Here is a 13571-nt window from a genome sequence, read left to right as displayed (position 1 = left end):
ATCAACGACAACACCGCCACCAGCGAAAGCCTGAAAGCTCAAGGCAAGAGCATCAAGCGCGTGGTATTGACGGGAAGTCTCCTAAGGAATTGTTAGGCGCCAACCAGTGAGGTCGGAACCACAATTGGTGCGCCAAACACTACACCAGACAGTTGCGTGGCTGCAGCCAGGGCCTGGAGTGGCAGGGGCAGGTCAGTTATGCGGCGTGGCTCCACGGGGCGAGCTTGCAGCTCATAGCCACCCAGTGAGTTGGGCGAAGTGCGATGCGTGTCCGACCAGTCATATGCGAACAGGCCGCGCTTGCAGAAGGCCAAGAAGTCGTCAGGGCGGGGAACGGCAGCGAGCAGGTCAACGCTCGTAACTTCTGGAAGCGCAAAGACCAATTCCTCGCCAGACTCTGTGGACGGGATGGCCGTCTCTGGCACCGGGCCTTCACCGCCAGTGGTAAAGACTGCTACCTGTCCGGAGGCATCAACAGCGAGCCAAGCTGCATCGATCCCTGACAGTTCGCGAAAATCAACCATTGGCGCCTAACTACCTATTAGCCGGATCTCTTGATCCGTTTATACGACATGCACCAGCCATAACGCTTGGATGGCTATCCGCATGAATTCACTGGACTTTAGGCTCTCAGTGCCTAACTGGCAAGGTGACGAATAACCGGACCCAGCATCAGTCTTGCCTGCCGTATGCTCCGGTCGTTTGACCCCAAAAGGAGCGACCCTCATGGGGTGACACCGCCCACCCCTCTACTCCCCCACTGCGACTGATGGACCAGGTGTCGATTGTCTGCCGACGTCGCCACCTGAGCCGAAGGACCGAAGAAGCGTACCGGTTCTGGATCCGCCGGTACGTCCACTTCCACAAGCCGCACCATCCTCGCACGGTGGGACCTGAGGGCATCGTCGGCTTCGTGAACCATCTGGCGACGGCCAAACACGTCGCCGCATCGACCCAGTCACAAGCTCTCAATGCACTGCTCTTCCTGTATCGAGATGTGTTCGAGGTTGAGATCGGCCACTTGAGTGGATTGAAACGTATCCAGCGACGGGATCGCTTGCCCATCGTCCTGACCGCGCATGAAGTGTCGGCCATCTTGCGTAGGATGGACGGAGTGACTGCGCTCATGGCCCATATCCTCTACGGCTCGGGTCTGCGTGTTACGGAATGCATGACGTTGCGAATCAAGGACGTCGACATGAAAGCCGGGATGATCCATGTCCGTGCAGGAAAAGGGGGCAAGGACAGGACCACCATTTTGCCGACACGGCTGCATCGGCCGCTGCAGAGTCATTTGCTTCGCGTGGCGAGTAGACATCGCCAAGACGTAGCGAGAGGCGCAGGCTTTGCTCCGCTGCCCAATGCATTGGAACGCAAGTACCCCAGTGCTAGCCGTAGTCTGGCGTGGCAGTTCGTATTTCCATCGCGCGTTCTGCGGCGTTGTCCTAGCACTGAACGGTGGCTTCGCTGGCACGCATCCGAATCCGGCGTCCAGATGGCCTTCAAGACAGCCCTTCAGGAGGCGCGGGTCATCAAGCAGGCGTCAGTCCACACACTTCGCCATTCGTTCGCGACTCACCTCCTAGCTGGAGGGACCGATATCCGAACGATTCAGCTGTTGCTGGGTCACCGCAACCTCAAAACGACGATGATCTACACACATGTCGAGCAGGCTGCGCGCAAGACCACCAGTCCCTTGGACTATCTGGACTTCGACTGAAGCCGCCGAAGCGGACATCCAACGGATGTCCGCTTCGGGTCGACAAGAGACCTTCGGTCAGATGGTCAACGGCCTGGCGACTCTGGTCACCTCACATGCCGGGTGTGGACAGTTGCAATAGCGATGCATGGTCAGCAGATTGGCAATACGCATCTGAACCGCTTGATTGCGTTGACGGTGTTGGGGTCGTTCTGCTCTGAAGCGGACTCCCATGCATTTGCCTGAGAGAATGTCGGCACTCCGTTATGCGAAGTGCTACGACATTTGCGAAAGTATCGGCCACCCCGAGAAGTGTCGCGAGTATAAATTCACTAGGTCTGCGTCATACAGGCGGGACTCGGCTGCCCACAGGTCAGTGAAGTCTGCGCGCAATTTCTGGTATCGCGAGATGGGCTGGTGCAGCAAGGCGTTGCAACTTTTTGCAGGTATTTCCGGACGATCCGAAAACATTTCAGACCTATATCACCCCCATGAAGAGCATCGAGAAGCTCTTTCCAATGAGCTGAATATTCAGTCTCAAAGTCAACTTCATGGGAGAAAGCGTGATGTACAACTATCCGGTCATTGAGTGTCTTTTTGCGTTTGCCATCGTGTTCTCGATAGGCTATGTGGTCGCCGACAGTAACGGCAGGACAGCTACGGTCGTACCCGGCAAAGGGGTGGCGCGCACATGACCCTATCGTGCCCGCGCTGCCACACCGCGTTCGTCGTGCGTCGACGGCGCGCACAAAAGACAGCGACCGCCATTGGCGGAGTTGCTGGCGCTATTCAGGGCGCCTCCAGTGCCATCACCGAGTCCAAATGCAATAGCGATCCCATGGGTGTCATCGCCGGTGCCATTCTGGGCGGCTTGCTTGGAGGCGCAGCCGGCTGCGCGGCTGGGGCCGCTATTGGCGCCCCGATTGATCACGCCCTGCCCGACAACTTCCTGTGTCAGGCCTGCGGGTATGTCTTCGACGGCGATCGTACGGATCCGGCGCTGACGTAGCACCGCCCGCACCGACGACAGCGAGCCGCCCGGCTCGAAACTGTTCGTTCTTCTCACCTTTCCGCTTGACTGCGCATAGAGCCCGGCCGTGAGGCCGGGCTCTATGCGCTTGAGCTGATCACAAGGAGCTATCTATGAAGGTTGTCCGATCCATGGCTTACACCCGCTACAAGCTCGACAGCGAGACGACCGAACAAGACGTGCTCGCCGCGGCCGAAGGCATTCTCGGGGAAAGGCTCAAACGTCAGGGCAGCATCGGCAACCCGACCGATGCCAATGACTTCCTGCGCATGCGTCTAGGTGCCCTGTTGCACGAAGAGTTCCACATACTTTGGCTGGACAATCGTCACCGCATTATCGACTGCCAGAAACTTTTTACTGGAACTGTCGACGGTGCCAGCATCTATCCTCGTGAGGTCGTGCGAGCCGCGCTGCGTGTCAATGCCTGCGCCGCCATTCTGGCGCACAACCATCCCAGCGGCATCGCGGAGCCTAGTGCCGCCGATCGGGCAATTACCAACGAGCTACGCGACGCGCTGCGACTGGTGGGGGTGCGGATTCTGGACCACATTGTGGTGGGCAACGAGTGCGTCAGCATGGCCGGCCGGGGGCTGATGTGACGGAGATACCCACCGGGAGGTTCGGCAAGCGCAGTTGAGGAGTCCCGGAAAAGTCGGGCCGCGTCAGCGCTTGCTTGCTGCGCCTTTGGCTTGCCTGATTGCAGCCAACTGGCGGACTTGGCCAAGTATTTTGGTGCGTTCGCTCTTCGTGAGCTTGGCGAATGCAAGGAGCAATTCCGCCTGATCGTCCTCTTCAGCGAAGAGGTAGGCCAGCGGTACGTCCAGCGCTTGGGCAAGCGCGGCCGCGGTTGTCATATCCGCGCGATTTACTTCTTGTTCGTAGCGGTTGATTCGGACGCTGCCGTTGACCTTATCGCCGGACACGAGGCCTCCCAACGCACGTTGGGACAAGCCGCGCATGGCACGAGCTGCCTTGAGACGCTTCGCAAAGGTGGCGGTAACGGACTCGGTCAAACGAAGACAACGGTGGCTGAACCCTCATCAGCATGACCCATATACCTGTCGCGTAGTAGACACTACCGTAGCAGTATATAGCGTCGCGTTCGAGCCGGATCAAATTGTCCTCGAACCGATCTCGCATGTGCCATTGTTGAATAGACCAGAACGCCTTGAGCACCGACTGCGAAGGCGCAACGACGAAAGCTCACACAGACAGAGGATGGTCAAAAACACTTACCACGGAAACCGAGCACGACCGAAGGGTCGGTCGATGTTGAGCAAAAAACACGCGGCGGTTTCCCGCCCGTGAACCAAGCTACCTCAGGGGGTACACCATGAAAGGTTGCAAGAATTTGATCTTGTTGGGCGTTTGTGCGCTTCTCCTCGCCGCCTGCGGCAAGGAAGTCGTTGATTCTCGGCAGATAGACGTCAGCGACGGTCTTGCCTACAAACACGGCCTCACCGATCCCTATACCGGAATCGCTTCATTCAAAGGGTTCGGGGCGATGCCGGACGCAATCAAGACCTACTGGCTCAGAAACGAGAAATTTCGTGTTGAGGAGTGGGTAAAGGTCACCATGTCCGCTCAAGTTGACTGCGATGTCAGCTATGCAAAGGGCCTCATGAGCGGCCCCGTAAAGTGTACGAATCAAAGTGGCGATACCTTGCTGACAGCAGCGATTGCCAACGAAAGGTTCGATGGTCCCTCGACGATCCACAACCCGTTGACCGGAAAGCTCTTCGCCGAACTGAATTGGAAGGCCGGCAGCCCGGATGGCAAACAGGTCTACTACGGCAAGGACGGCAAGACTGTTGTCGATGAGTTCAACATTGCGGGCGGACAGAAGGACGGCAGGGAAGTCGTCAGGACCGAGGCCGGCGACGTCTACGCGGACGGTGTGTGGGCGCAGGGGCATCCATCCTCTGGCACCATCAGCGAGGATGGCGGCAGCCTGTTCACTTTTTCTGACGGGAAGAAGAACGGCCCCGCCACGATCTACAAAGGCACCAACGAGCCTCCGTCAAAGGGGGCCTACAAGAACGACAATCGTGATGGCACTTGGGTTGACCCCAGCGGCCTGCGTTATGACGTTTTCAACCTCGCTGAGAAGGGAGGATTCAAGTCGTATAATCCGGCCGGAGATAGGATTTTTGGAGCTCCAGGCACCAGGTATTCTGGAATCAGCGCGAATGCAGTCAGCGTGACCTCAACGTGGTCCGAAGGAATGCTCAACGGGCCGTTTAAGGCTTTCGACCAGCAAGGGAAAGTCCTTCTATCGATGACCATGAAGGATGGCTCAATCGATGGCGTGGTTGACTATGAAGATCCTGACACGAAGTCCATGGCTCAGATCACGGTGACCGATGGCATCGTCGCGGACAGCGGTAATGGCACTGCAGAGAACTCTACGACGATCGTACCGCCCACACCTGAAGAGAGGGCCAGTGCCAATGCAGCCGCCCTGGCCTCGCAGGCGGCCGTGAGCTTCGGCAACCCTTCCTCCGCAAGCCCTGCTGCGCCAGCGCCGGTCGCCTCCGCAGCGACTGCTCCTCAGCCTCCTGCCGCCCCTCCCACTCCCGCAGCCAATGCGGTTACTTCGGCAGCAACGGCAAACACCGTCGCCACCGGAAACACAGACGGCTCAGCGCATGCTCAGGTCCCTCACACCTATCAAGCAGGCTTTGATTGCACTAAGGCTCAGACCCCGACTGAAACGACGATCTGCGCGGATCCCGTGCTCAGTGCGCTTGATGCCGACGTTTCGGCGCAATATCGGGCTCTTGCGAAACAGGCCGATGCCTCGCAAAAGAGTGCGCTGTTGTCACGCCAGCGCACGTACCTGACTGTTCGAGGCCAATGCAGTGACGAACGTAGCTGCATAGAACGGTTGACGAGGAGCCGCCTTCAGGATCTGCGCGAACAGGCTGCCAAAACCCCAGGTGCCCTGATTTCGACGCTGCAAAGCGACAAGGCGTCCGGAGCCTGAGCGGGCCTGCTTGTAGGTTCTTCGCCGCGAGGGTTCCCGCGCGATCTCTTCTGACCTCATGTGCCGGTCAACCCGGCGGTTTTGCTGACTGATAAGCCGAGAGGAAAAAAAGCAACGCCGATTATGTGCCGCGTCTTGGCGTTGCTCTGACTGGACGTTGGGCGTTGGAACATGCGCTGCCCGCAGCAATTTGAAAGTTAGCTGATTCACTTCACCACTGGTGAGACACACAAGGCCCGGCATGTCCGGGCCTTGTGCGTTTATGCCGCCCACAAACGAGGACACGAACATGCACTTGGTCGAAACGATGGCCTATGCCGGCGAAAAGCCGTGGCACGGCCTTGGCAACAAATTGGCTCCGCAGCAATCCATCGACACATGGAAGATGCAAGCGGGCATGGATTGGCAGATCGAGCAATCTGAAGTCCGTTACATCTCCGGTAGCAACCACCTGGGTGTGATCAACGCGTTCCCGGAGCAGAAGGTGTTGTACCGGTCGGATACCAAGGCACCCTTGGCCGTGGTCTCCAAGCGCTTTCACGTTGTGCAGCCAGGCGAGATTCTGGAGTTCTACCGTGACCTGACCGCCTGCAATGGCTTCGAGCTGGAAACGGCCGGCGTTTTGCGTGAGGGCCGCAAGTTCTGGGCGCTGGCGAAGACCGGCCAGAGCACGTCGCTCAAGGGGCGTGACCGGGTTGATGGTTACCTGCTCCTGGCCACGGCGTGCGACGGCACGCTGGCGACTACGGCGCAGTTCACCTCGGTGCGTGTCGTCTGCAACAACACCTTGTCTATCGCGCTGGGGAACGCCAGTAGTGCCATCAAGGTGCCGCATCGCAGCCAGTTCGATCCCGATGCGGTCAAGCGGCAGTTGGGCATTACCGTGTCGTCGTGGGATGGCTTCGTCGCCCGCATGAAGGCGTTGGTGGAGCGGCCAGTCGATCCTGATACGGTCGAAGGCCTGTTGCGCCGGGTACTCACCTACGCAGCTCCAGAGGGCAAAGCCATTGTGGTCAACGAGCAGGCGCTTGCCACCGTCCGCTCACTGTACGAAGGAGGCGGTCGCGGCGCGTTGATGGCGTCCAGCCGGGGGACGGCGTGGGGTGTGGTCAACAGCGTGACCGAGTTCGTCGACCACCACCGCCGGGCGCGCAGCGACGATCACCGCCGTGATGCGGCGTGGTTCGGCCAGGGAGCGCAGATCAAGCAGCGCGCCTGGGACGAAGCGATGAAGCTGGTGGCCTGACGGAGACATCTACTACCGCGCAAGTTGGTGAGACCCACCTGATGCACACGTCATAACGCCCGGCCCATTGGCCGGGCTTTTCTTTGGGAGAACACTGATGAAGAAGCAAGCAGCCTTGCGGCTGGTGGACACGCGCACGCTCGATCGACGCCAGTGGTTGGAAGTGCGCCAAGGTGGTATCGGCAGCTCCGATGCCGCCGCGGCGGTGGGCCTCAACCCATACAAGAGCCAGCTGGAGCTGTGGCTGGAAAAATCCGGACGAGCGGCTGCGAAAGCGGAAACCACCGGCATGAATGATCCGTGTTACTGGGGCACTCTGCTCGAACCCTACGTGGCGACCGCTTACCAGCAGCAGACCGGACGCAAGGTACGGCGTGTCAACGCCGTGCTCCAGCACCCGACCTTCAGCTTCATGCTGGCGAACCTCGATCGGGAGATCGTGGGCAGTCCGGATGTACAGATCCTGGAATGCAAAACGGCGGGCGAGTTCGGCTCGCGGCTGTGGAAAGACGGCGTGCCGGAATACGTACAGCTGCAGGTCCAACACCAGCTTGCCGTGACCGGCAACGCGGCGGCAGATGTGGCCGTCTTGCTGTGCGGGCAGAAGCTGGAGATCCATCGCATCGAGCGTGATGACGAGCTGATCGCGCGATTGATCTTGCTCGAAACGAAGTTCTGGGAGTGTGTGGAACAGAACATCGAGCCGCTCGCAGATGGTAGCGAGTCATCTGCACGAGCCCTGCGTCAACTTTATCCAGGCAACGATACGACGTTGGACTTCGGCCAGGACCAAGCCCTGTGCGAGACGTTCACGGCACTCGCCGTGCTCAAGACCGAGCTGGAAGACAAGGGACAGCAGGCCGAACAGTACAAGCAAACCATCCAGCAGGCGATGGGCGACGCCTCGCGCGCTGTGTTCCCAGATGGCGAGGTCACTTACAGACGCTCGAAAGACGGCACCAGCCTCGACACCAAGAGACTGGCCGCCGACCACCCCGACATTGCTGCGCGTTACGCCGCGATCCGTCCCGGCTCGCGCCGGTTTGTCCTGTCCCTTGCGTCCGATGCCTAATTGAAGGAGTTCCCTGTGCTTAAAGGTCTAGTTATCACACCGCCAGTGATCGGGCGGATTTCCATTGGCCGCGTGGTCGAGCGCAATGGCAAGCGTCTGCCGGAGAAAGACGACCAGTTCACCGTCACCAGCCAAGTGCAGAGTCGCGAAGGATGGCTGCCGCATCCGTTGGATGAAGCCTTGCGCAAAGCAACCGGAGGCAAGCTGCGGTCGATTCCGGTACGCATGCTCTTCAGCGATCCGTCGCTAAACCTTCGAGCCGACTATTCGCTGTTCGATCGAACCACGGGAAGGCCGGTGTGCGTAGGAAACGGTGAATCCTGCCGCCGGTCCGCAGCAGAGGGTATGGCCACCCTTCCCTGCCCATCACCTGACGCCTGTCCGTTTGCCAAGGGCGACTGCAAGCCCTACGCGAGGCTCAATGTGGTGATCGGCGAGGAGGACGCATTGGGATCGTTCGTGCTCAGGACCACGTCCTACAACACCATCCGCACTCTGGCTGCAAGACTGCAGTACTTCCAGGCGGTATCAGGCGGCTTATTAGCTTGCATGCCGTTGGAACTGAAGCTGCGAGGCAAGTCGACGACAATGAGCTTTCGCTCCGCGATCTTCTATGTGGACCTCGTGGTTCGATCCGGCATCACGTTGGAGGATGCCATCGCCGAGGCCAAGCAGCTTGACGCGTCTCGGCGGGCCAGTGGTTTTGACCAAGATGCACTGGACGAGGCCGCACGCAAGGGGTTCGCCAATGGGGCTTTTGAGGATCTGGCAGAGGACGTGCCGGCAGTGGTCGAGGAGTTTTTCCCGGAAGGCGGGCACGTCACTGTGCAGGGGAAAAACGGCAAAGATCCACCGGCCAGCCTGATGGGGAGGCTTGAGGAGAAAGCCGCTCGACTTGGAGTTACATGACTAAATCTGCACAACCCGCGGAGGGGAGCCAAGGCTCCTCTCCGCAGCCCTGAAACTTTTTTTTGGGTTGGCTAGATCCGGATCTCTAGCGGATGCCTCGCTCGTCGGTTCCACCTGACACTCTGGGTCGGCTTTCGCCTGGACTCCTAGTCGGCTCGGGCCAGACTCACGCGGCAACGTAATGTTGGTAGTGCAGATTCGCTTAGTGAATCGGAGGATGGATTGGAAACGTGTAGGCGGCGGCCTGAGGTTTCGCTTCGAAACTTTCACGGCGGCAAAAAGGGCCGGCGCAATGCCGGCCTTCGAGCTATTTCTTGCCGCCCTTAGGTGCAGGCGGGGGTGTTGCTCCTGGACGCGTCGGGTTGTTTCCACGTGTCGGACCCGATGGCTGACACGTCTTGCTCGGGCCGTTCGACGGTGCGGGCTCGTTCATGCGTTCACCTTCCCTGGCTGTATGCGGATCATTACGCACTCGCATCGTCCCTTGGGCCGCGGGCCAATCGGGGCGGAAACTGCGTGTTTCAGCGAAACAGATCTGACAGGGAGATGACAGCGGGTCTTGGGCACTATGCTTAGCTCCGTCAGATCAAGCAGGCATCGACATGTGCTACTCGGCGCAGATTTTGGCGGACTTCAGAAAATACGAGCGCTTTGGCGGAAAGCTCAACATTAAGGAATTCACCAATCTCGCGGGCTGGACCAAAAAGAAGGGCAACTGGGTCAAGGTTGTCCCGAAGGCGATGCGACGCGCCATGACCGACGCCACGAGTGCCGTGCTGGACATTGGCACGATCGAATTGGCGCGCGAAGCGGAAAATGAGGCAATCGCATTGATCGCGTCCGAGATTGGCGTCCAGGAAGCGCGCCTCGTCGAGGCGAACGCCAAGCTAGCGTCAAGCAAGCCGACCAAGAAGGCCGAGAACGACCGCCGCGTCGCGACCAACAAGATAGAGGCAGGAAGGAAAAAGCTGGAAGACTTGGCGTTACCAGCACCTGCCGAAGGCATCGACAGAATTTGGCCTGGTTACTTCGCTCCGGTGCTGATTCGTGATCCGGAAACGGGCGGGCGTATGGTCGTCCCGATGCGCTACCGCTGTCGCCTGCCGGGCTGGACAGAGGCCGACGAGATCGAGAAGCCAGGCACGTACAACGCGCGGCGCGACAAGCTTTCGACCGTATGGCGCAAGGTGTTCGGCTACAACCACGGCATCATGATCGTGGATCGATTCTACGAAAGCGTGTATCTCCACAATCTGCAGCAACGGCCGCTGGTACCAGGTGAGCGCGAGCAGAGCGTGGAAATCCTATTCACACCATCGACTGGTGAAAACCTCTTCGTTGCCTGTCTCTGGACCTATGTCGAGGCAGCTGGCGACGATCCGGGGTTCTACACATTCGCCGCGATCACCGATGACCCGCCCTCTGAAGTTGTCGAGGCGGGCCACGACCGGTGCCCCGTTCCGATTCAGGAAGAGGACATTGATGCATGGCTCGATCCAAGCCCCAATGACTACGCGACCTTGTATGCGATTCTCGACCGACGTGTGCGACCGTATTACGAACATCAACTGGTGCAGCAGAAGTAGTTTTGATGCTTCCGGTCGCAGCAACCTGAGGCTAACAGCTCACACCGATGTAGCTCATAAGCAGGATCAATCGATCATGATCACCGCGTCGGCATCCTGGCCAGCGACAGGCCACCGACCGGAATCGGCCAGAATCGGACGTTCAACGCCTGAATTAAGCCGACCCGCGAAGCGGGTTCGGCTTGAATGAATTGTTAGGCGCGACCTGGTTAGTTAGAGGCCCATCATGCCGATGAAATCAAGAGCCACCTTCGAAGGCTTTCCCTGCCCTCGATTTATCACTCCCGTTACGCAAGTAGAGTTGGTTAGGGCGATGATATTACTTGGTTTGCCGCTAATCTTCTTTTCATTGAGTAGGTTGGGATTCTTAGATCTTGCGATCCAGATTAGCAAGGTTTCAAGGCCGTCTATGCCCTTTATTGATGCATTTCCCACAGGGCATAGAAACGTAAGAGACGGCGATCCTCGTCGGCCGAACATTGCGGCGGCGTACTTTCGCAGCTTGTCTTTTTCCAGCGATTCAACCCCCAATGCTTGCTTCTTCGCGAGTCCCACATACCAGGGAACTGGGTTGCCTCCACCGCTTCGAAGCGAAAACACGTAGACGCCGCAATAGCCGCCATCGACGGAACTTTTTACTAGAGCAATGCTTGAAGGGCTGATCGTCCTGATAAGGCCGTGAGTACCCGGCACATCTACCGTCGTTAGATCGAGTCTCTTGCTGACTTCAAAGACGGAAGTCATCTTTACTCCACAAGTTGTAGGGATGCCAGATAGCGCCTAACGCTGGAATTGAGCGGCGGCGAAGCCGTCCGCCTTGAACGAATTGTTAGACGGCAACTTTGTCACGATGCTTTTTCAGCCTGCGACAAGCTGCCGCATAGTCACGCAATAGCTTCTGCCCATCCTCTGCGAGCTTTTTTGCGGTTGCGTCAATGTCGTCGATGGGCATGGTGGCATCACCCATGGCGTGCATGAGGTTATTTCTAGATTCCTTCCAGGAGTTGAGTTTGTCGTGCTCGAAGTTCTCTTTGAGGAGCGCATCCTTCTTTGCACGACGAGACAGCTCTTTGAGCTTTGGGCCCATCATTTTTATGGGCTTTCCGTTAGCTCCGCCGGCCTTCTCACCAACGCCACCAGAGTTTTGCAGTAGCGAAACGAGTCGATCCTCTAGCACCGCATAGGCGTACCAAGATGCCTCCAAGTACATTCCGGCATCTGACGCTGATTTCATTCGCGAAATGAACGTCTTGTATAAAGCTTCCTTCGGCATGCATCCCCCTATTGCCGTCTAACGCTGGAGTTAAGCGGCGGCGAAGCCGTCCGCCTTGAACGAAATGTTAGAGCGCGTGCCCATTGACCCGCCACATGTGCTTGTACCAGTAATTAACCACGCCAAGTGGCAAGAACAGGAATTGGAGCACCCAGCTCGTGCGTTGCCCCGGCGGGACCTTTGAGCAGCTCCTTAGATGCCAAATGAAGAAAGCGGCAATCGTGGCTTGAAACACAACGAGCGAAAGGACTAAATAGCCCACGTTGTCTTCGAGCCAAGGGTGGCCGCCAACTGGCTTGGAGAGCAGTAGAAAGGCGAAGACTTGGCCTAACAGTAGCGGCAGGAAGCTGGCGATGAGGATAAGGATTTTTGTCGCCTGAGACATTTCGGAGCGCTCTAACGCTGGAGTTGAGCGGCGGCGGAGCCGTCCGCCTCGAACGAACTGTTAGGCCCCGTCACTGCGACCTGAGACGCCATAATCCCTACCTTTATAGAGATCATGGGTGTTGCCTGAATTCGGTCTGTAGGAGGTGAATCGCGCTTGTTGGAATGGCGGGGACGCCTAGGTCGCTGTAGAGCTTACTGTCTTCTGGCATAACTCTCTCGGGCGGACGTGAGGGCCACAGATATTTCTCCCGATTTTCAGATACTACAATTAGCTTATCGACGATGGCGTAGTCCATCTTCTTGTGTGAATAGGTGAAAATGAGTGCTTCATATGTTTCATCCGGTCCATTCGTGATACAGATAAGCTTGGGTGGGCGAACATCTCCATATGCATCTTCAATTATTGATGAGTTCGCGCTTATATAATATTTCTTTAAGTAACTGGGGGAAATATATTTGTTCGCAACTCTCATTTCTTGTACCACGTAATTGCGATATGCAACATTGTCCATCACATTTATCGGGTAAGCATTGGACTCTCGAAGATAAGAGCTTACATAATTATAAACATCTGGATATTTATCCATATTGCACGTATAGGAAGCTTCTATCCGGTTTATTTCCTGCTGTTGGCTGGCTAGGTCTGCGACCTGTGCATTGACGCGGGGTTGCACTGGCTCCCGCGTCTCTACTTGTGATGCACAACCTGCCATTGCAGTGATCGCGAGAGTAATGCCAAATCTTGTTCCCCAATGCGATTTCGTCATGGTGAAGTTGTCCCTGTAGAGAAGTGTTGGCAAATTGCGTGTATTTGGGGCCTAACGCTGGAGTTAAGCGGCGGCGAAGCCGTCCGCCTTGAACGAACTGTTAGCTCAGCACATTTGCTTGCCAAACCAATCGCCTTTTGGCACGTATTGAATAACGACGCCATCACGTATTAGCAGGCCATCGGTCTGAAAGCCGATGTAAGCACCGTAGGAGTTCTTTGCGTTAAGCGTGACGCAAACCATGTAGCCATACTGCGCGCCCGTAAACCTATTACCAAGCCAGAATTGCTTTGGCAATGCAATGTCTCTGTATTGCGCTGAACTTGGATCTTTGAGTGTGTTGTCGTAGTAGGCTTTCACGACTTGCTCGTAGTTAGAGGGATACGAGCCGTAATCGGCGGCGGCGGCCTGCTGCGGGCTGGGCAAACTTGCACAGCTCGTCAGCAGCATGAGTAGCAAAGTCGCAACGAGATACTTCATGGATTCCCCTGGTGTTGTTGGTAGGAGCTAACGCTAGAGTTAAGCGGCGGCGAAGCCGTCCGCCTTGAACGAGTAAAAAGAGACTTCCTCCCCCTAAGACCTCGAGGGCCATGATGGTGTTGCGAAACAACCGTCA

13 protein-coding genes are annotated in these 13571 nt (G+C 57.5%); 8 read left to right on the top strand and 5 right to left on the bottom strand.

Annotated elements, in window-relative coordinates; genetic code table 11:
* Nucleotides 1–769 precede the first annotated feature (769 nt).
* The 3 genes from ASD55_RS06500 to ASD55_RS06495 all read left to right on the top strand — a co-directional run bounded on the left by ASD55_RS06500 (nt 770) and on the right by ASD55_RS06495 (nt 3328).
* Nucleotides 770–1720 carry an integron integrase gene (locus ASD55_RS06500; protein WP_056764612.1) on the top strand — a complete coding sequence of 317 codons (951 nt, stop codon included), beginning with the start codon at nt 770–772 and terminating at the stop codon, nt 1718–1720.
* A 670-nt stretch (nt 1721–2390) separates the two neighbouring features.
* The gene (locus ASD55_RS18335) at nt 2391–2708 is read left to right on the top strand and encodes a hypothetical protein (RefSeq protein WP_157598857.1); all 318 of its coding nucleotides are present in this window, start codon (nt 2391–2393) and stop codon (nt 2706–2708) included.
* A gap of 152 nt (nt 2709–2860) precedes the next feature.
* Nucleotides 2861–3328, top strand: coding sequence for a JAB domain-containing protein (locus ASD55_RS06495; RefSeq protein ID WP_235577739.1), 468 nt, complete (start codon nt 2861–2863; stop codon nt 3326–3328).
* A 63-nt stretch (nt 3329–3391) separates the two neighbouring features.
* On the opposite strand, the gene ASD55_RS06490 is transcribed toward ASD55_RS06495, so the two are convergent.
* Nucleotides 3392–3742, bottom strand: a complete 351-nt coding sequence (locus tag ASD55_RS06490; protein WP_255357464.1) for a helix-turn-helix domain-containing protein — start codon at nt 3740–3742, stop codon at nt 3392–3394.
* Between the two features lie 320 nt (nt 3743–4062).
* Here ASD55_RS06490 and ASD55_RS06485 point away from each other — a divergent pair, with 320 nt between their 5' ends.
* The 5 genes from ASD55_RS06485 (at nt 4063) to ASD55_RS06465 (ending at nt 10528) form a co-directional block, all read left to right on the top strand.
* On the top strand, nt 4063–5715 hold the full coding sequence (locus ASD55_RS06485; protein ID WP_056764608.1) for a lysozyme inhibitor LprI family protein: 1653 nt from the start codon (nt 4063–4065) through the stop codon (nt 5713–5715).
* Nucleotides 5716–6004: 289 nt separating this feature from the next.
* Complete coding sequence (locus tag ASD55_RS06480; protein WP_056764617.1) at nt 6005–6961, top strand: DUF932 domain-containing protein; 957 nt, start codon at nt 6005–6007, stop codon at nt 6959–6961.
* 97 nt (nt 6962–7058) lie between these two features.
* Nucleotides 7059–8033 carry a lambda-exonuclease family protein gene (locus ASD55_RS06475; RefSeq protein ID WP_056764606.1) on the top strand — a complete coding sequence of 325 codons (975 nt, stop codon included), beginning with the start codon at nt 7059–7061 and terminating at the stop codon, nt 8031–8033.
* A 15-nt stretch (nt 8034–8048) separates the two neighbouring features.
* Entirely contained in the window at nt 8049–8942 is an 894-nt protein-coding gene (locus tag ASD55_RS06470; RefSeq protein WP_056764616.1) for a hypothetical protein, read from the top strand.
* A 602-nt stretch (nt 8943–9544) separates the two neighbouring features.
* Nucleotides 9545–10528, top strand: a complete 984-nt coding sequence (locus ASD55_RS06465; RefSeq protein WP_056764604.1) for an SOS response-associated peptidase family protein — start codon at nt 9545–9547, stop codon at nt 10526–10528.
* A gap of 213 nt (nt 10529–10741) precedes the next feature.
* Here the strand turns inward: ASD55_RS06465 and ASD55_RS18330 are convergent, their stop codons facing one another.
* From ASD55_RS18330 to ASD55_RS06450, 4 genes are all read right to left on the bottom strand, one after another.
* Complete coding sequence (locus tag ASD55_RS18330; protein WP_157598855.1) at nt 10742–11272, bottom strand: hypothetical protein; 531 nt, start codon at nt 11270–11272, stop codon at nt 10742–10744.
* Between the two features lie 85 nt (nt 11273–11357).
* Nucleotides 11358–11801 carry a hypothetical protein gene (locus ASD55_RS06460; RefSeq protein WP_157598853.1) on the bottom strand — a complete coding sequence of 148 codons (444 nt, stop codon included), beginning with the start codon at nt 11799–11801 and terminating at the stop codon, nt 11358–11360.
* A gap of 497 nt (nt 11802–12298) precedes the next feature.
* A complete protein-coding gene (locus tag ASD55_RS18325; protein ID WP_157598851.1) occupies nt 12299–12955 on the bottom strand; it encodes a hypothetical protein in 657 nt (218 codons plus the stop codon).
* 105 nt (nt 12956–13060) lie between these two features.
* A complete protein-coding gene (locus ASD55_RS06450) occupies nt 13061–13435 on the bottom strand; it encodes a hypothetical protein (protein WP_056764599.1) in 375 nt (124 codons plus the stop codon).
* Nucleotides 13436–13571: the final 136 nt, after the last annotated feature.

It is taken from the genome of Rhodanobacter sp. Root561, assembly GCF_001427365.1.
In the GTDB taxonomy this organism is placed as follows: Bacteria; Pseudomonadota; Gammaproteobacteria; order Xanthomonadales; family Rhodanobacteraceae; genus Rhodanobacter.
This window is presented reverse-complemented; position numbering and strand designations above follow the sequence as displayed.

Bases quoted from the DNA above. Each gene is read 5' to 3' on its own strand.
- ASD55_RS06480 (WP_056764617.1), top strand. From the start codon at position 6,005: ATGCACTTGGTCGAAACGATGGCCTATGCCGGCGAAAAGCCGTGGCAC.
- ASD55_RS06450 (WP_056764599.1), bottom strand. From the start codon at position 13,435: ATGAAGTATCTCGTTGCGACTTTGCTACTCATGCTGCTGACGAGCTGT.
- ASD55_RS06500 (WP_056764612.1), top strand. From the start codon at position 770: ATGGACCAGGTGTCGATTGTCTGCCGACGTCGCCACCTGAGCCGAAGG.
- ASD55_RS06475 (WP_056764606.1), top strand. From the start codon at position 7,059: ATGAAGAAGCAAGCAGCCTTGCGGCTGGTGGACACGCGCACGCTCGAT.
- ASD55_RS06495 (WP_235577739.1), top strand. From the start codon at position 2,861: ATGGCTTACACCCGCTACAAGCTCGACAGCGAGACGACCGAACAAGAC.
- ASD55_RS18325 (WP_157598851.1), bottom strand. From the start codon at position 12,955: ATGACGAAATCGCATTGGGGAACAAGATTTGGCATTACTCTCGCGATC.
- ASD55_RS06465 (WP_056764604.1), top strand. From the start codon at position 9,545: ATGTGCTACTCGGCGCAGATTTTGGCGGACTTCAGAAAATACGAGCGC.
- ASD55_RS06460 (WP_157598853.1), bottom strand. From the start codon at position 11,801: ATGCCGAAGGAAGCTTTATACAAGACGTTCATTTCGCGAATGAAATCA.
- ASD55_RS18335 (WP_157598857.1), top strand. From the start codon at position 2,391: ATGACCCTATCGTGCCCGCGCTGCCACACCGCGTTCGTCGTGCGTCGA.
- ASD55_RS18330 (WP_157598855.1), bottom strand. From the start codon at position 11,272: ATGACTTCCGTCTTTGAAGTCAGCAAGAGACTCGATCTAACGACGGTA.
- ASD55_RS06485 (WP_056764608.1), top strand. From the start codon at position 4,063: ATGAAAGGTTGCAAGAATTTGATCTTGTTGGGCGTTTGTGCGCTTCTC.